The 18607-nt window shown below is 38.5% G+C and carries 12 protein-coding genes; 8 read left to right on the top strand and 4 right to left on the bottom strand.

Annotation, left to right across the window (positions count from 1 at the left end; translation table 11 throughout):
- Position 1 precedes the first annotated feature (1 nt).
- The 5 genes from rlmD (at position 2) to QF044_RS15590 (ending at position 10349) form a co-directional block, all read left to right on the top strand.
- A complete protein-coding gene (gene rlmD / locus QF044_RS15610; protein WP_307269183.1) occupies positions 2 to 1408 on the top strand; it encodes a 23S rRNA (uracil(1939)-C(5))-methyltransferase RlmD in 1407 nt (468 codons plus the stop codon).
- A gap of 75 nt (positions 1409 to 1483) precedes the next feature.
- Complete coding sequence (locus QF044_RS15605) at positions 1484 to 1960, top strand: DUF6452 family protein (protein WP_307269182.1); 477 nt, start codon at positions 1484 to 1486, stop codon at positions 1958 to 1960.
- Positions 1926 to 2594: a DUF6048 family protein gene (locus QF044_RS15600; protein ID WP_307269180.1), complete on the top strand. Its 669-nt coding sequence runs from the start codon at positions 1926 to 1928 to the stop codon at positions 2592 to 2594. The genes QF044_RS15605 and QF044_RS15600 overlap by 35 nt, the downstream gene beginning before the upstream one ends.
- 225 nt (positions 2595 to 2819) lie before the next feature.
- Positions 2820 to 5750: a reprolysin-like metallopeptidase gene (locus QF044_RS15595; protein WP_307269177.1), complete on the top strand. Its 2931-nt coding sequence runs from the start codon at positions 2820 to 2822 to the stop codon at positions 5748 to 5750.
- A gap of 168 nt (positions 5751 to 5918) precedes the next feature.
- Positions 5919 to 10349, top strand: a complete 4431-nt coding sequence (locus QF044_RS15590) for a GEVED domain-containing protein (RefSeq protein ID WP_307269174.1) — start codon at positions 5919 to 5921, stop codon at positions 10347 to 10349.
- A gap of 260 nt (positions 10350 to 10609) precedes the next feature.
- Here QF044_RS15590 and coaE read toward each other — a convergent pair whose 3' ends face one another.
- From coaE to ruvB, 4 genes are read right to left on the bottom strand one after another with little or no spacing between them, the layout of a single operon-like run.
- Positions 10610 to 11242 (bottom strand): dephospho-CoA kinase, encoded by a 633-nt coding sequence (coaE, locus tag QF044_RS15585; RefSeq protein WP_307269171.1) that lies wholly within the window; start codon positions 11240 to 11242, stop codon positions 10610 to 10612.
- Positions 11243 to 11251: 9 nt separating this feature from the next.
- The gene (locus tag QF044_RS15580) at positions 11252 to 12118 is read right to left on the bottom strand and encodes an MBL fold metallo-hydrolase (protein WP_307269168.1); all 867 of its coding nucleotides are present in this window, start codon (positions 12116 to 12118) and stop codon (positions 11252 to 11254) included.
- Positions 12119 to 12130: 12 nt separating this feature from the next.
- Positions 12131 to 12742 (bottom strand): FMN-binding negative transcriptional regulator, encoded by a 612-nt coding sequence (locus QF044_RS15575; RefSeq protein WP_307269165.1) that lies wholly within the window; start codon positions 12740 to 12742, stop codon positions 12131 to 12133.
- A gap of 5 nt (positions 12743 to 12747) precedes the next feature.
- Positions 12748 to 13770: a Holliday junction branch migration DNA helicase RuvB gene (gene ruvB, locus QF044_RS15570; protein WP_307269163.1), complete on the bottom strand. Its 1023-nt coding sequence runs from the start codon at positions 13768 to 13770 to the stop codon at positions 12748 to 12750.
- Positions 13771 to 13972: 202 nt separating this feature from the next.
- Here ruvB and hutI point away from each other — a divergent pair, with 202 nt between their 5' ends.
- The 3 genes from hutI (at position 13973) to QF044_RS15555 (ending at position 18555) form a co-directional block, all read left to right on the top strand.
- On the top strand, positions 13973 to 15199 hold the full coding sequence (gene hutI / locus QF044_RS15565; protein WP_307269160.1) for an imidazolonepropionase: 1227 nt from the start codon (positions 13973 to 13975) through the stop codon (positions 15197 to 15199).
- Between the two features lie 2 nt (positions 15200 to 15201).
- Positions 15202 to 16296, top strand: a complete 1095-nt coding sequence (locus QF044_RS15560; RefSeq protein WP_307269157.1) for a DUF695 domain-containing protein — start codon at positions 15202 to 15204, stop codon at positions 16294 to 16296.
- A 246-nt stretch (positions 16297 to 16542) separates the two neighbouring features.
- Positions 16543 to 18555 carry a BCCT family transporter gene (locus tag QF044_RS15555; protein WP_307269155.1) on the top strand — a complete coding sequence of 671 codons (2013 nt, stop codon included), beginning with the start codon at positions 16543 to 16545 and terminating at the stop codon, positions 18553 to 18555.
- Positions 18556 to 18607 lie beyond the last annotated feature (52 nt).

Here is an 18607-nt window from a genome sequence, read left to right as displayed (position 1 = left end):
GATGAGAAAGAAGAAAGATATAATTCTTGAAAATATTAAGCTGTTCGGTGCAGGAGCAAAAGGCGTTGCCATAGGAAGAACCGAAGAAGGAAAAACAGTATTGATTTCCGGAGCGGTTCCGGGAGACGTTGTGAATGCAAGAGTAAAAAAATCCAAGTCAAAATACTACGAAGCAGAAACCGTAGAAGTGGTGGAACGTTCCCCATTCAGAGTAGAGCCCAAATGTATTCATTTTGGGACATGCGGAGGATGCAAGTGGCAGAATATGAGCTACGAAAAGCAACTTGATTTCAAACAGGAAGAAGTGTATAATAATATAAAGAGAATCGGTGGAATTGAAGATTTTGAAACCGTTCCCATCTTAGGTGCTGAAGAGCAGTATTTTTACAGAAATAAAATGGAATTTTCTTTCTCCAATGCGAGATGGCTTACTCAATATGAAATAAGTTCTGAAGAAAACTTCGGAAGCAAAGATGCTTTAGGATTTCATATTCCGGGAATGTGGAGTAAAATTTTAGACCTTAAAGAATGTTTCCTTCAGGAAGATCCTTCCAACGCCATACGTCTGGCTGTGAGAAAATTTGGGGTAGACAATGGATTGGACTTCTTTGATGTAAAAAAACAGGAAGGGTTTTTAAGAACCTTAATGATGAGACAAAACTCTAAAGGCGAATGGATGATTTTATTCCAGCTTTACAGAGAAGAAAAACAAAACAGAGAAAATCTTTTCCAGTATCTTTTGGAGCAATTTCCACAGATCAAAACACTGGTGTATGCCATTAACCCAAAACAAAATGACTCTATCTACGATTTAAATGTCAATACTTATTTCGGAGAAGGCTTTTTGATGGAAGAAATGGATGGGCTGAAGTTTAAGATCGGGCCCAAATCCTTCTTTCAAACCAATTATAAACAAGCTTTAGAGCTTTACAGAAAAACATTGGAGTTTGCTGATTTAAAAGGTGATGAAGTAGTGTATGACCTTTATACAGGAACTGGGACTATTGCACAGTATGTTGCCAGAAATGCAAAACATGTGATCGGGATAGAATCTGTTCAGGAAGCCATAGATGCAGCTATAGAACATGCTGAATTAAACGGTCTTACCAATACCACATTCTATTGTGGAGATATGAAAAATGTTTTCAATGATGAATTCATGGAAAATCATCCGAAAGCAGACGTTCTGATTACCGATCCTCCAAGAGATGGAATGCACCAGAAAGTGGTAGAGCAAATCCTTAAACTCGCCCCGGAAAAAGTAGTCTATGTAAGCTGTAATTCTGCAACACAGGCGAGAGATCTTGCCTTGATGAAAGAACATTATACATTGGTGAAAATCCTGCCGGTAGATATGTTCCCGCAGACTCATCATGTGGAAAACATTGCATTGCTTATTAAAAAATAATTTTATTTAAATTTGACTTCAAATCTTAATATGAACGTCAGTTGCATCTGACCAAATAAAAAATAAAATATACAGATGAAATATTTTAAATTTCTCATCATGATCTGCTTCGTGGGAATGCTTTTTTCCTGTGGCGGAGAAGATGATATCTGTGAAAGCGGTGAAGGAACGCCAAGATTAAAAGTAGCTTTCAAATCTCTTGAAACAGGCAAAGAGAAAACAATGGATTCCTTACACGTTGCAGTAGATTACGGATCCGGAAAAGTGGATTTGGGATGGGATAAGACAGTAACCTCCAAGCTGGTTCCAATAAGGGTAGATGATTCTCCTTATACAGATATTTACTTCAAGGAAACTCTGAAAGGCCCCGAATCTCATGTAAGGATCAGTTACACCACAAAGACTACATATGTATCTCCGGGATGTGGAATCAAAAAAACATATGAGAATTTAAGTTCAGAATTATTACAATCAAATCCTGTACAGAAAATTGAAGCAGGACAAAATCAAATAGAAAATGAAGACAAGACTAATCTTTTCCTTCTTTTTTAGCATAATAGGAGTAATGGGTCTGGCCCAGGAAAAAAAAGAAGCTAAAGAAGCCAAAAAAGTTCAGGAGAAATACAAACCGAATTTTATGGTTGGTTTTGATGTTCTTAATGCCGGAGTTTCCTTTTTTTCAGACAGAATGCTTTATCAGGGTTTTATTTCCTCAAAAGTGAGGGGAAATGTACATGCTATTGCTGAAGCCGGTTTTGAGAAGAATGTATATCAAAAAAATGGGTACGATGCAAAAGCCAGTGGACCGTTTGTGAAATTAGGGGCTTTCTATATGCTTGCAAAAGATCTGGAAAATGAATTCAACGGTTTTTATGCAGGAGGTAAGATCGGTGCTGCTTTCTACAATCAGGAATATATGGCCGTTCCTGTGCGGGGATATGGTGGCAGTGGCTCCTCTGTGTCATTTCCCTCTTCGTCACAGACTTCCGGTTGGATAGAAGGAACAGTAGGAGGAAGAGTGCAACTGTTTGAGTCCAACTTCTATATCGATATCAATCTTCAGCCTAAATATTTAGTCTATACTTCCAAACAGGATGATATCACTCCAATGATTGTTCCCGGATTTGGAAAAAGTTCAGGCAAATTCAATATGGGCTTTGCATGGAATATTGCCTATAAGTTTTAAAAAACAAAACTGATTTTTCCATTGAGTGATAAGATCAGTCTTTATAAAAAATAACCAGATTCACCTTTACTATTGAATCCCCGGATCTCCATCTGGGGATTTTTGTTTTGTTATTGTTAAATCATAAATTATATTTGAGTGATTATTCTTTATTGTATTTTAATTTTTTGTGATTTTGTTTTACTTAAAATGTTATATTTGTGAAATTAACATAATATTAAAAATATGAAGAAGCTTTTTACTTCAGTATTTTCGTTCTGTCTATTTGCCGCTGCTACCGCACAGTGGACGCCGTCAACAGGCCGAGGCGGAGAATTGATACAGCGGTCAGATATCAAAGGATATTATAACTTAGATATTTCTTTACTTAGATCACAACTTGCAGGAGCCCAGGAAATGGGCCAGAACTCCAAGCCTATTGCTATTTCACTTCCTACATTGGATGGTAAGGTGGAAAGGTTCAATGTTTACAGTTTTCCTGTGATCGCAAAAGAGCTTGCAGATCAGTATGAGCTGGGATCTTATGTGGGAGTGGGAATTGATGATCCTTCAAAATATTTAAGATTTTCATTAGCTCCGAACGATTTTCAGTCCATGATTATTAAAGACGGTGTCTATCAGTTTATAGAACCTCAGAATGCGGCTAAAACGGTTTACGGTGTACATGCAAAAACAGTACCTACAGCAGGGTCTCAAGGTTTCCTTTGTTCAATGGATGAAGACATCCTTTCTAAAAAAGAAATTGCAAAACTATACAACAGCAAAAAGTCTTTCGCTAATAATTCGTCAGATTTTTCTAAATCTTCAGACAAAAAGTACAGGACACTAAGACTGGCACTTTCTGTAACAGGTGAATATACCACGTATTTCGGGGGAACCCAGGCGGGAGCACTGGTCGCAATGAATGCTACGCTTACAAGAGTGAATGGTGTTTTCGAAAAAGATATGGGATTGCACATGAATATGGTGAACTATCCTGCGCTTGTTTATATGGATGCAGCTACAGATCCTTATTCTCCGGCTGCTCAGATGGGCAACTGGAATGTTCAGCTTCAGCAAACCCTTACCAGTGTTGTCGGAAACGAGAACTATGATATCGGGCACTTATTCGGGAGAAGCGGAGGCGGAGGAAATGCCGGATGTATTGGATGTATATGTGTAAATCCTGCAACAGCAACAAGTAAGGCTAAAGGTTCTGGTTATACTTCACCAGCTAATGCTATTCCTCAGGGTGATACATTTGATATAGATTATGTGGCTCACGAAATGGGACACCAGTTAGGAGCTAACCATACTTTCTCTCATGCCCTTGAAGGTTCTGGGGTGAATATGGAACCTGGATCCGGATCCACTATTATGGGATATGCGGGTATTACAAATGCCGATGTTCAGACCAATTCTGATGATTATTTCCATGCGGTAAGTATTCTTCAGGTTCAGAATAATCTTGTTGCCAAAACATGTGATGTTGAAACTCCGGTTACCAACAATCCTCCTGTTATTTCTGCTTTGAATGATTTAGCAATTCCAAAAGGAACCGCATTCGTCCTTACAGGTAATGCAATAGATCCTGAAGGAAATCCTATGACCTATACTTGGGAACAGTTTGATAATGCTGCTATACCAGTTACGGCTATCATTGGAAATACAGGTGTAGGACCATTATTCAGATCTATAGCACCGTCTACTTCACCTACCAGATATTTTCCTAAACTGAATACTGTATTAGCAGGAAATCTTTCTTCTGCGGCAGACTGGGAAACGGTATCCACCGTAGCCAGATCTACAAATTTTGTGTTCACTGCCCGAGATAACAGTCCAATTGTAACGCAACAGCAGACTAATTCTTCACTTCAGAAAGTTGGTGTAGGAAATGAAGGACCTTTTAAAGTGACTTCCACTACAGTATATAACAACGCTGCCAGTGCTGTAACATGGAATGTTGTGAATACCAATGCAGGGATCTACAATGCTCAAAACGTTAAAATAGATTATACTGCAGATAACGGAACTTCATGGGTCGTACTTTCGCCATCTACACCTAATGACGGTGCGGAAGCTTTCACATTCTCTTCTCTTGCTACAGGCGCTAATATAAAAATTAGAGTAAGTGCTATTGGAAATGTTTTTTATGCAATAGGAAATGCTACAGTAGCTGCTTCAATGGGTACTTGTTCTACAACGGCTACTGCAGGTGTAGCTGTGTCTGGACTGACAATTTCTTCCGGAAACATCAGCTGGACGCCAGTTCAAGGTGCTACCTATTCTTTAAGATACAGAAAAGCAGGAACTTCAACATGGATTAATGTAACTGTTCCAACCAACTCTTACTACATCGCCGGACTTGAAGATACAACTCAATATGAGGTGCAGGTAGCTAATATTTGCGGAAGCACTACGGGTGATTATTCAGCAACTACAAACTTTACTACATTGCCTTATGCATACTGTACAAATGCTACAGGAAGCTTTGCAGACGAATATATTTCAAATGTCTCTGTAACTCCGGTTGGAATGAGTGTTATTTCCAATACCAGTACCGGTTCTTCTTATACAGATTACACTGCAGACCCTACTAAAGTAATTACCCTAAGACAGGGAAGTTCAGGCAACACCATCAGTGTTAGTAAAGCCTGGACTGCCGATCAGTACAATGAAGGAGTAACTGCCTGGATAGACTTCAACAGAGATGGTAACTTCTCAGATTCTGAGATAATCTACAGTAATGCGGCTAATACGGTGACGCCTGTGTCGGGAACGTTCTCTGTACCTGCCAACGCTTATTCAGATAAAAAAATCATTATGAGAGTGGTAATGGCTTACGAAGATCAGCCTGAAAACGGATGTAATGGTTTTGCATACGGCGAGATCGAAGATTATCCTGTTCAGATCCAGCTAGCTTTAGGAACAAGTGATGTAAATGCTCCTAATAATGGAATTCAGATCTATCCTAATCCTGCAAGTGATGTATTAAACATTACTAAAGTTTCAGACAAAGCATTATATAAAATTTACAATGCTGCCGGTCAGCTAGTAGGAGATGGAAATATTAAGGACGGAAAAATTAATGTTTCAGCTCTAATTAAAGGCGGATATGTAATCACAATTGATGAAAAAGGAAAAGATCAGTTCAGATCCAAGTTCATCAAAAAATAATAAGAATTAAAAACGATATAAGATCCTCAGGCTGCCCCTGGGGATTTTATGTTTTAATGTATAAAATGTATTATTATTGTGAAATTTTTACAAAAAAATATTTGAATGGATATATTAATAGTGAAAAAATTATTAGATTTGTATGATTAATATAATAATGAGAACATTATGAAGAAACTCTTTACTTCTTTAATACTCTTTCTGTGTTTAGTAAATATAGGCTTTGTTTCCAAAGTCTATGGTCAAACGGGGCAGATTGGGACGGGAACTACCTCCATGGTTCAACTTCCTATATATTCATATTATGGATATAACTATTCTCAGCAGATTTATACTGCTGCTGAAGTTTCGGCTGCTGTCGGAACGGCAAATTATATTACAGCTATAAAATTCTACGTTGATTCAGCTGTATTGCCACAAACCAATTATAGTGATTGGGTAGTATATATGGGACATACAACCCAAGCCAACTTTGCTACTACAACCAGTTGGGTGCCTGCAGCTTCATTGACACAAGTTTTTTCAGGAACATTACCTGCTATAACAAGTGGAAACTGGGTGACCCTTCAGTTATCAACTCCATTCCTGTGGAACGGAACCGATAATATTGTTGTAGGAGTTGATGAGAATACTCCAGGGTATTCAGGATCTCCGGGAACAGGCTGGGGGAACTATAATGCAGGAACAAACAGAGGGATTCTTTATTATAATGATACTACAGATCCTAGCCCTACAGCACCACCTACTGCATCAACAAGATATGATAACATCCCAAGATTACAGTTGGTAAGTGTAAGTTTACAGCCTTGTACAACTGCACCTCCTGCTGGTATTACAGTAGGAAGTATAACACCAACTTCAGCTAATGTTTCATGGACGCCATCTACCGGAGCTACCTATGTAGTGAGATACAGACCTGTATCTGGAGGTGCGTGGATCAGTATTCCTGTAAATACTCCATTAACAGGAAGTCAGCTTATTTCAGGATTAACAGAACAAACTCAGTATGAAGTCCAGGTAGCTACCATTTGTGGAGGTACACAGGGCGCATTTTCAGCGAGTTCAACTTTTACAACTCCAGCTATCAGCTATTGTTCCGCCGCTTCTACAAGTACAACAATAGATGGTTATATTGGTCAGGTTGCTGTTAATGCAACAGCAGCTCCTTCTATGGTAAGTAACTCTGGGTTCAGTAATTATACTGATTACAGTACAGATCCAACAAGATTAGTTACTTTAGTAAGAGGTAGTGCAAATAATACAGTTACGATTACGAAAAATTGGCCGGGTTATCAATATGGCTTTAGCACAGGAGTTTGGATCGATTTTAACAGAAATGGTATTTTCGAAGCAACTGAGCGTGTGTTAACTTCTCCAAGTAATACAACAACTCCGGTGTCTGCTACCTTTCCGGTACCTTCTGGTACAGCTGTTTATGGAGGGAATCTTACGACCCGTATGAGAGTAGGTTTAGCAGAAAGCTCTTCAGTTTCAGCTTGTGGAACATTTACATGGGGCGAAGTAGAAGATTATGCAGTAAAACTTATTGATCTGCAGACTTGTAGTGCTGCTCCACCAACCAACATTGGAGTAAATAACTTAACACCTACTTCAGCCAACGTTACATGGGCTGCAGCTACAGGAGCAAGTTATGTGGTAAGATACAGACAAGCACCTGCCGGTGCATGGGTCACTCTTCCTGCCACTGCTGTATTAGCAAGTAATCAGCTTATTTCAGGTTTATTAGAACAAACTCAATATGAGGTTCAGGTAGCTACCATTTGTGGTGGAACACAGGGAGCATTCTCAGCAGGAGTATTCTTTACGACACCGGCGATTACCTACTGTACATCATCATCAACCAGTACTACAATTGATGGGTTTATTAGTAATGTAACAGTGACGCCTACTAACTCAACCGTAATGGTTAGTACTTCAGATTTTAGCAACTATACAGATTACAGTACGGATCCTGCCAGATTAATTACGCTGGTAAGAGGATCTGCGGGGAATTCAATTTCTATTGCTAAAAGCTGGCCGGGCACTCAGTATTCTTTTGGAACTGGTGTTTGGATAGATTTTAACAGGAATGGTATATTTGAAACAAACGAACAAGTTTTAACTTCAGCAAGTAATACAACCACTCCGGTAACAGCTACATTTGCGGTGCCTTCCGGTACTGCCGTTTACGGAGGTACGCTTAATACCCGTATGCGTGTAGCCTTAAGAGAATCTGCTACTGCTGCTGCATGTGGAACTTTCACTTGGGGTGAGGTAGAAGATTATGCTGTGAAATTAATAGATCAGCCGGCATGTACTACAGCACCACCTGCGAGTCTTACACTTACCAATCTTACTTCTACAACAGTAAATGTATCTTGGATTGGTGCAGCAAATGCTACGTACACCATAAGATGGAGAGTTGCTCCTTCAGGAGCTTGGCAGACGCAAACTTTAGCTGCCGGTGCAAGTACGTATACGATTACCGGTCTTACAGAGCAAACTACCTATAATGTACAGGTCGCTACACAATGTGGAACCGGTCCATTAGGAGCATATGGTCCTTCATCAACATTTACGACACCACCATTGTCATACTGTACAATGACAGGAACAGGAACTAACGACCACATTTCTAATGTAACGGTTACTTCTTCTAACCTTGGTGTTCCACAAATGAGTAATACTTCTGTACAAACCAATTATACAAGTTATGTAACACCTGCAACATTAATTACTCTTGATGCAGGATCTGTAAACAATAAAATCTCTGTAGCAAAAGGATGGACTGGATCTACAAGTAATGATGCAGTTTCAGTATGGATAGATTTCGACAGAAACGGACAGTTTACAGCAAATGAACAGATTCTTGCTTCCGCAGCAAGTACTACTACTCCGGTTACAGCTGTTTTCGGTGTACCGACAGGAGCTTATACAGGACCACTTACCACTACAATGAGAGTTGTGCTTAAACGTACAAGTGCCCCGGTAATGTGTCAGAATGCAGTGAATGGTGAGGTTGAAGATTATGCAGTAAGAATAAGACCATGTAGTAATGTTACACCAAACCAGCCTGGTATTGTAACAACTCATAATTCTGCTACACTTACCCTTTCAGGTGGAGCGAATAACGTAAGTTATTTAGTAAGATACAGACTTCAGGGACCGCCTCCGGGACCATGGATAGAAACATATGCTTCTACACTATTGAACAACATGCCGCTTGTACTGACTGGTTTAACTCCAGCTACAAATTATGAAGTTCAGGTAGCTGCAGTATGTGGAGACGTTGTCGGTACATTTACCCCGATCAAGCCATTTGTAACAAGATGCGACCCTACGCCTCCAAATGTTACAATTAGTAATATCACCACAACCTCCGCCTTGATTACTTGGGCCCCTGTTGCTGCCAGCTCTACCTATACGGTAGAATGGAGAAAAGTAGGTTCAGGCTTACCTTGGACTCCAATCAGTAATATCGCGCCTCCTACCAATACTTATCTGTTGAGCGGTTTAGATCCGTATACAACATATGAAGTAAGAGTGGGAAACAAGTGTGTGGGAGAAACTACACTTAACCCGTATTCGAATCCAAAAGTGTTTACTACACTAAGGACTTGTGAGCTACCTCCTCCGGGATTAACAATACTACAGCTTACTCCAACATCAGCTGAAGTTACATGGGAAGGTTTCACTGGAGCAACCTATATCCTTAGATACAGAAAAGTAGGTATTCCGAGCTGGACAAACGTTCCATTGACTGTGAATACTTATACAATTACAGGATTATTGGAAGAAACGAAATATGAAATGCAGGTAGTGAACGTTTGTAACGGTACGCCGGGTGCATACACACCTCCATATTATTTCACTACCCCTACAGTGATCTATTGCCAGATGGCTTCTCAGAATGCTGTTAACGAACATATTTCCAAAGTTACGGTGACGCCTAGCGGAAGACCTAAAATGGAAAATGCTTCAGGGCCATCAAGCTATACAGATTACACAGGAGTACCGGATACATTTATAGAGATGGTTCAGGGATCTACAGGAAACCAGATCACCATCGAGAAAAAATGGAACGGAACCAATCATGATGAAGGTATTGCTGTATGGATCGATTTCAACAGAAACGGATATTTCGACATCGATGAAAGAGTACTTACATCACCACCGAACACGACAAGTCCTGTTACAGGAACATTCAGCGTACCGGTAGATGCTTATGTAAGTATGACCAACTACAAATACGTAGTAATGAGAATTGCGATGATGAGAGATGGTATTCCGGTTAACTGTACTAATTTTGCCAACGGAGAAGTAGAGGATTATTCAGTAAGAATCTCTAAACCTGGAATCGCAAATCCTGTTAACCAGACCGATATCCTGATCTATCCTAACCCGGTAAGCTCAGTATTGTATGTGAAAAATATTAGTAAAAAAGCTAAATATAAAATCTACAATTCTGCAGGACAAATTATCGGTGAAGGTATCCTGTTAAACAACCAGATCAATGTAAGTAAACTGATCAATGGAGTTTATGTTATAGATATCGATGACAATGGTAAAACAGTCCAAAAGAAATTTATTAAAGAATAATAATATTTAAATTTCAAAATAGATAAAGCCCTCAGAAATGAGGGCTTTTTTATTGGTAAAATTTGGTGAATTTTATCTTAATGTTAATACCAGATGTATATTAACTAAATAAATAATTAGTGATTTGTGTTTTGTTTATTCTAAAATCTCATCCGAGATTTCTTTCAGATCTTCTACATAATAACTGATGATAAGACAGACTTAGTCAAGTTTATTTAAACTTATAAAAAACCTCGTTAGAAATTCTAACGAGGTTTTTCTTATTCAATATCAAAGATGATCTGTTCGGTTTGTTCCTTAAGATCTTCCAGATTAGTGTTATTGTATATAACGCAGTCTGCCAGTTTAATCTTATCCTTTTCAGGCATTTGCTTTTCCATGACAGATTCTACTTCACGGTAGGTCTTTCCGTCCCTGTCCATTACCCTTTTGGTTCTGATATTATCTTCCGCAGTGACCAGAAGAGACTTGTAGCATTGTTTGTTCAGTTTTAGTTCAAACAATAATGCTGTTTCTTTGAAGACTAAATATTTGGTCTGTTTTTTAAGCCATTCTTCAAAATCAATCTTTACAGCGGGATGAATGATTTCGTTTAATTCATGAAGCAGATCTTTATTGTTAAAGACCTTTTCTGCTACATATTTTCTATTATAAAGGCCATTTGAATCATAAGCTTGTTCGCCCAGTAATTCCCTGATCTTGATCTTTAAATCCTCATTGTCATTTACAATGGTTTTTGCTCTGTCATCGGAATAATAGACCGGGAAGCCAAACTCCTCAATAAAGTGTGCTACTGTAGTCTTTCCTGAGCCAATACCTCCCGTAAGACCTATGATCTTGGGTGACGACGGTTCCGGTTCTGCCTTCTGTGTCTCTGAATGTAACTCTTCCATAATTAAAAATTAATATCCAAAAACATCATTAAAACTGTGAATCTCATCTAATCTTACTCCTTTTTCAGTCATTTTAAGACTAGCCAGTTCATTGTGAGCATCATGTTCAAAGAACAGTAAATATTCATTATCCACACACTGTTTCAGGAATTTTCCTTTCTCTTCCATTGTCAGTAGAGGTCTGGTATCATATCCCATGACATATACCTGGTTGATGTGTCCTGCAGTAGGAATAAGGTCAGCGGCAAAAACAATCGTTTTTTCCTGGTATTGAATTACCGGAAGCATCTGCTTTTCCGTATGTCCGTCTACAAAGATCACATCCATTTTAAGATCAGGGGCAAAACCATAATTTCCTGTAGCAGGAAGTGGTAAAAAGTTCAGCTGTCCGCTTTCCTGCATTGGCATGATATTCTCCTTCAGAAAACTTGCTTTTTCCCTTGGGTTCGGCTCTGTTGCCCATTTCCAGTGATTTTCATTCGTCCAGAACTGTGCATTTTTAAAAGAAGGTCTGTAACCCGTTTTATTATCATTCCATTCAATAGCACCACCGCAATGGTCAAAGTGAAGATGCGTAAGAAAAACATCTGTGATATCTTCTTTTACAAAACCGAATTTCTTTAAATTCTTATCAAGATTGTCATCTCCCCAAAGCGAATAATGTCCGAAGAATTTATCATCCTGTTTATTGCCAAGACCACAATCCACAAGGATGAGCTTCTTGCCGTCTTCTATCAGAAGGGAACGGGTTCCCAGTTCAATCAGGTTTCTTTCGTCTGCAGGGTTTGTTTTTTCCCACAGACTCTTTGGGACGACCCCAAACATAGCGCCGCCATCTAATTTAAATTTTCCACATTGTATTGGATATAATTTCATATATATTTTGATTTATTTCTGTATTAATTTCATTTTAGCAGCGATCTTTTTCCCGTTTTCGTCTGTATTGTCAAGTTCCGAAATGATATTCTGGAAATCATGGTCTTTTCTGTTCTGGGAAAGTTTCTGCTTGATGTATATTTCTGTTGGAATTATTTTCAGGCCGAAAGCACCTTTCATCTCCTTCTCTACAAACGCTCTACCCATATCTTTTACCATTACGGGACACTTTTGGAAATTCTCATACTTGAATGTTAATTTTTCCAAATGCTGATAAAGCTCCTCATTGTCCATCAGCTGTACATTTCCACGGATCTGTACCGCTTCATAATTCCAGGTTGAAACATTCATATGATCATACCAGCTGCTCGAAATATATGCATGAGCTCCCAGAAAATCACAGAGAACTTCATCTCCGTCTTTCAGTGTTTTTGCCTGAGGATTAGCCTTGGAAATATGAGTTTCCACATACATATGCTCTGGATCATCTTCATTAAGCATCATCATAGAATGGGTTGCCCTTATTTTTTCAGTAGAAGAAATAAGCAGGGCAAAGGCATTTTCACTGATGAGCTGCCTCATCAGATCGTAATCTTCACTTCTGTATAATTTTGGAATAAACATAGATTTTAAAATAATTCTCCCGGACTTTTCGGTCTGGTTATATTTAAATGCTGATAAGCTTTGTCGGTTACCTCCCTTCCTCTCGGTGTTCTGATAATGAATCCTTCCTGAATCAAAAAGGGTTCGTAAACTTCTTCTAATGTTTCAGGATTTTCAGCAATTGAAGTCGCCAGTGCAGAAATTCCTACCGGTTTTCCTTTGAAGTTTTCTATCATGACACGCATGATTTTGTTATCCATTTCATCCAGGCCAAATTCATCCACATTTAAAGAATTCAGCGCATATTTTGTAATGTTGATTTCAATTTCTCCGTTTCCTTTGATCTCCGCAAAATCACGAACCCTTCTCAATAAAGCATTGGCGATTCTCGGTGTTCCACGGCTTCTTCTTGCAATTTCTATCGCTGCATCCTCATAAATCTTGCTTCCCAAAACCCTTGAACTTCTCTGAATGATCATCGATAAAAGTTCAACTGAATAATATTCAAGCCTGCTTTGGATCCCAAATCTTGCCAGCATCGGCTTCGTCAGCATTCCGCTTCTTGTGGTAGCTCCTACTAAAGTAAAAGGATTCAGACCGATCTGAACACTTCTTGCATTGGGTCCCGTTTCCAGCATAATGTCTATTTTATAATCCTCCATGGCAGAATACAGATATTCTTCCACGATAGGAGACAGACGGTGGATCTCATCAATAAAAAGAACGTCATTTTCCTCCAGATTAGTAAGCAAGCCTGCTAAACTTCCCGGTTTGTCCAAAACAGGCCCGGAAGTGATTTTACAGCTTACTCCAAGTTCATTAGCAATAATATTGGCTAAAGTAGTTTTACCCAGACCCGGTGGACCATGCAGAAGAACATGGTCAAGAGCTCCGCCACGTCTTTTGGCAGCACTGACAAAAACTTCAAGGTTTTCGAGCGTTTTTCTCTGCCCCGCAAAGTCTTTAAAACTCTGGGGACGGATCTGCTCCTCCTGTATAAGCTCCTCGTGCGAGTAGTTTTCCTTATCTGGATGTAAAAAATCTGGCATTAATTCATTTCATTTACCTCAAAGATAGGAAATTTAGAACAAGATTGAAACGTAGACAGATAAAATCAGACATTGAAAAAACGTTAAGATTAAGGTACAGATGCAGGATAGGACAATTTAAGATAGAATAAATTGAGATATTTTAAGTATTTTTGAGAGGAAAAATTAATTATAAACAAGCAATAGCTTTAATCTTATATAAATGAAATTAATAGGACCTTTCAAACAGATCGTAACGCTGGCAGATCTTCCGTTAAGAGGAAAACTTTCTGATGAACAGATTAAAATCATTTCTGATGGTGGAATTATTGTGAATGATGGAGAAATCCGGGAACTTGGAAATTTTGAGACATTAAAATCTAAAAATCAAAATATAGAAATTGAAACCATTGAAGGAGAACAGATTGTTCTTCCAGGATTTGTAGATTCCCATACCCATATCTGCTTCGGAGGAAATCGTGCCAATGATTTTGCGATGCGTAATGCCGGAAAGACATACCTTGAAATAGCAGAAAGTGGAGGTGGGATCTGGAGTTCTGTGCAGCATACCAGAAAAGCTTCAGAAGAAGAATTGCTAAAAAGCTTACTGCAAAGGATTAATTTTCTGGTTTCACTTGGAATCACCACCATTGAAATAAAAAGCGGTTACGGATTGGATGTAGAAAACGAGTTAAAGATGCTCAGAATAATAAAAAGAGCGCAGGAACATACTCCAGCTAAACTTGTTCCTACCTGTCTTTCTGCACACCTAAAGCCAAGAGATTTTGAAGGAAGCAATACGGAATATTTAAACTATATCCTTGCCGAAATTTTACCCAAAGTAAAAGAAGAAGGGTTGGCCAAGCGTGTAGATATCTTTATTGAGAAATCGGCTTTCCAGCCTGAAGAAAGTAAAGATTTCCTGCTTAAAACTAAAGATTTAGGTTTTGATATTACCGTGCATGCAGACCAGTTTACACCCGGAAGTTCAAGAATAGCTGTGGAAGTGGGAGCGAAGTCTGCAGACCATTTGGAAGCTACCATTGATGAAGATATTGAGTTTCTTGCAAAATCAGATACTGTGGCAACTGCACTTCCGGGGGCAAGCTTAGGATTAGGAGAAAAATTTACACCAGCCAGAAAATTACTGGATGCCGGAGCAATTGTAGCCATCGCCAGTGACTGGAATCCGGGATCTGCCCCAATGGGAAATTTAATTACCCAAGCCTCCATTTTAGCAACATTTGAAAAGTTAACGACTGCTGAAGTACTTGCAGGAATGACTTTCCGTGCAGCTTATGCGTTGGGTCTTGATAATATAGGACAACTGGAAGTCGGTAAAAAAGCAGATTTTGTCACTTTTAAAACGGATAATTTCCAAAACATACTTTACAATCAGGGAAGCCTGAATGCAGAAAAAGTATATATTGATGGAAACCTAATTCAATAAATATGGGCATCTTTGATAAGATTTTAGGCAAAAAAGAGCCGGAAAAAGAAAGCAGGACATACAATGATTTCTGGGATTGGTTTTTAACAAAAGAGAAAACGTTTTTTGAAGTTGTTAAAAACAGAGAGCATATTGAAGACCAGTTTTTTGATGTTATGGCTCCGGAACTTTCTAAAATAAATGAGGGATATTATTTTCTTTCAGGCATGTCTGATGACCATACGGCAGAACTTATTATTACGGTAGAAGGCGATATTAAAAAAATAATTTTTGCTGAGGAGCTTGTGGCCGCTGCACCAAAGATGGACCGCTGGAAAATAACTGCCCTTAAGCCTGAAACTAATATTGAAAACGTAGGAATCCGGATGAATGACTGCGAGTTCACAAAAGACAATATCTATTTTTACTCCAATGAAATAGACGGATATCCGGACGAGATAGATCTGGCTTTTGTGTATAGTGATCTGAATGAGGCAAACAGGAGTTCCGCTACAACAGGAATCTGTATTTTTCTGGATAATTTCTTAGGTGAACTGAATTTTGCCACTCAGATTGATACTTTTAGTGTGATTGGTAAGAATGAAGCTGAAAAAGAACTTATTCCGATAGAAAAGTTAAAAGAATTCCTTCTCTGGAGAGAAAGAGAATTTACTGAGAAATATAAGGATATGAAGCTGGAAAGTGAAGATCAGTTTTCTCTTCTTGAAGCCACTTTGGAAAACGGAATGCCGCTTATGGCCACCGTGAATACTTCTTTATTGAAATACAATGCAAAAGCTTCTTATCCGTGGATCTCGGTGCTGAAGATTTCTTACGACGGAAGCAGGAATGATGGTTTCCCGGAAGAAAAAGATTACAATACCATGAATACCATCGAAGATTATGCAGCAGAAGTTTTGGCTCCTGAAAGTGGTCATCTGTACATCGGGAGAGAGACGGCAGACAGCTGCAAAAGTATCTATTTTGCCAGCAAAGATTTCAGACGGCCCTCAAAAGTCTTTGATCAGATTATAAAAGAGAATCCTCAGTATAAAATTTCACTCGAAATCTATAAGGATAAATACTGGCAAAGCTTTGAACACTATAACGTAAATTAAAGCAAATTTTTAGTGAGCCAAGGCAGACGAATGAGCCGCAATAGTAGCCTTGATTTTCATTTTTTATATAAGTTTCCTTATATTGTGCCCCCGTTACTGTTGAATCTTTAAAAAAAATAGTAACTTTCTATAGTTCTTAAGTACACTCCTTGATAAGGAAAATAAAGCAGTCATATTATTCTTTGAGTACTTCTACCAGGGCTATGCCAGGTGTCTGTCAATATTAAATTACAAAAAAATAAGGTGATGAAATTTAAAAATCTAAAGTCTACTTTTAACAAAGGTGTTACTGTTCCAAGTCTCATTTTTATTATCGGAACATGTTTTCTTTCGGCGCTCTATCCTAAACCGACGGAAAATATTTTAAATGAGATTAAACAGTTTATATTTGTTAATCTGAATTGGATATATGTCTGGGCAGTTACTTTATTTGTGATTTTTCTAGTTTACCTTCTTTTCAGTAAATATGCGAACATAAAACTTGGAGCTAACGATAGCAAGCCGGACTACTCCTTTTTCTCATGGATTTCGATGCTGTTTGCTGCAGGAATGGGAATCGGGCTTATTTATTTCAGTGTGGCAGAACCTATGCAACACTATTCCTCAGAAGTTTTTGCAGATAATCATTACGTCAGCAGAGCAAAGCAGGCACAATTATATACCTTTTTTCACTGGGGAATTCATGCCTGGGCTATTTATGGAGTGGTAGGGCTTTCCCTGTCTTACTTTGCTTACCGGTACAGGCTGCCCCTTTCATTGCGAAGCTGCTTTTATCCATTACTGAAAGATAAAATTAATGGCAAATGGGGAAATGCAATTGATGTGTTTGCATTATGCTGTACCTTCTTCGGTTTGACCACGACTTTGGGATTTGGAGTGGTGCAGATCAGTTCAGGATTGAATATACTTCATATTACTGCAGAAAACAGCTTTACCAATCAGGTGATTATTGTGATCAGTCTTATTTCTCTTTCTGTTTTTTCAGCAATTAGTGGAGTAGATAAAGGAGTAAAGATCTTAAGCAATATTAATGTAATGAGTGTCATTGTACTCTTACTTTTTGTACTCATATTAGGTCCGACTGTCTATTTAATAGGAAGTTTTACCGACGGATTAGGAAACTATGTCAATAATTTTTTCAATCTTACTTTCAATACCCATGTTTACGAAAAAAATGCATTGCCCTGGTTTTATGACTGGACAATTTTATACTGGGCATGGTGGATTTCATGGTCACCTTATGTAGGATTATTTATCGCAAGGATTTCTAAAGGACGAACCATCAGGGAATTTATTCTGGCCGTTTTAGTGCTTCCTACTTTATTCAATTTTATCTGGATGTCCGTATTCGGGAATAGTGCTATCTGGTTCGACCTGAATGTAGCGAATGGTAAATTAAGCCAGCTGGCATCTGATCCTGATGCATTAATGTTCCGTTTTTTAGAATATATGCCTTTGTCAACCCTGACCGGATTTTTTGTGATTTCCATCATTATTATTTTCTTTGTAACATCCGCTGATTCGGGAATATTTGTAATGAATAGTATCGCTACTAAAAATTCCAGTAAATCTCCGAAATGGCAGATTATATTCTGGGGTATTTTACTTGCCGTGCTTTCCCTTTTACTATTAAACGCAGGAGGATTAAAAGCACTTCAAAGCATGACCTTAATTACGGCATTGCCTTTTTCAATCATAGTCCTTTTATTTATAGTCAGTCTGATGAAGGGATTGATCATTGACCAGAAATATTATGACACCAATTTTTCTGCTTCAACCGTTCCCTGGTCAGGAGAATTTTGGAAAGAGCGTTTAAAAAACATCGTCTCCTTTAAAGATAATTCATCAGTAGATCATTTTATTCAGGTTAAAACAAAAGAAGCCTTTACAGATCTGCAGCAGGAGTTTGCAGCCAATGGAATTGAAGCGAAAATAAACCAGTATGAAAATCCTGTAAGGACAGAAATAGAAATTCACCAGGGAGTAGTCAATAATTTTGTTTACGGAGTTGAAAATAAGGTGAAAACCGTTTCTGAATACATGATTAATGAAGAAAATCTTCCCGATTTGGATGATAAGAAAACCCACTATCCAAGATCCTATTTTGGGGATGGAAGGGAAGGATACGATGTGCAGTACTTTACAAAAAATGAGCTGATTTCTGATGTTCTCAAGCATTATGAACGATTCCTGGAAATCGTTTCAGAAGAACGCAATGAAATGTTCATCAGCAGTAATGCCAACCAGGGAAAAAAATGACCTGAAAACAACCCTCTCCATTGAATGACTGATCTCATGGAATACTGTTGGA

Source organism: Chryseobacterium sp. W4I1, assembly GCF_030816115.1.
GTDB lineage: Bacteria > Bacteroidota > Bacteroidia > Flavobacteriales > Weeksellaceae > Chryseobacterium.
The sequence above is the reverse complement of the archived record's forward strand: the minus strand, read 5'-3'. Positions and strand labels throughout refer to the sequence as shown.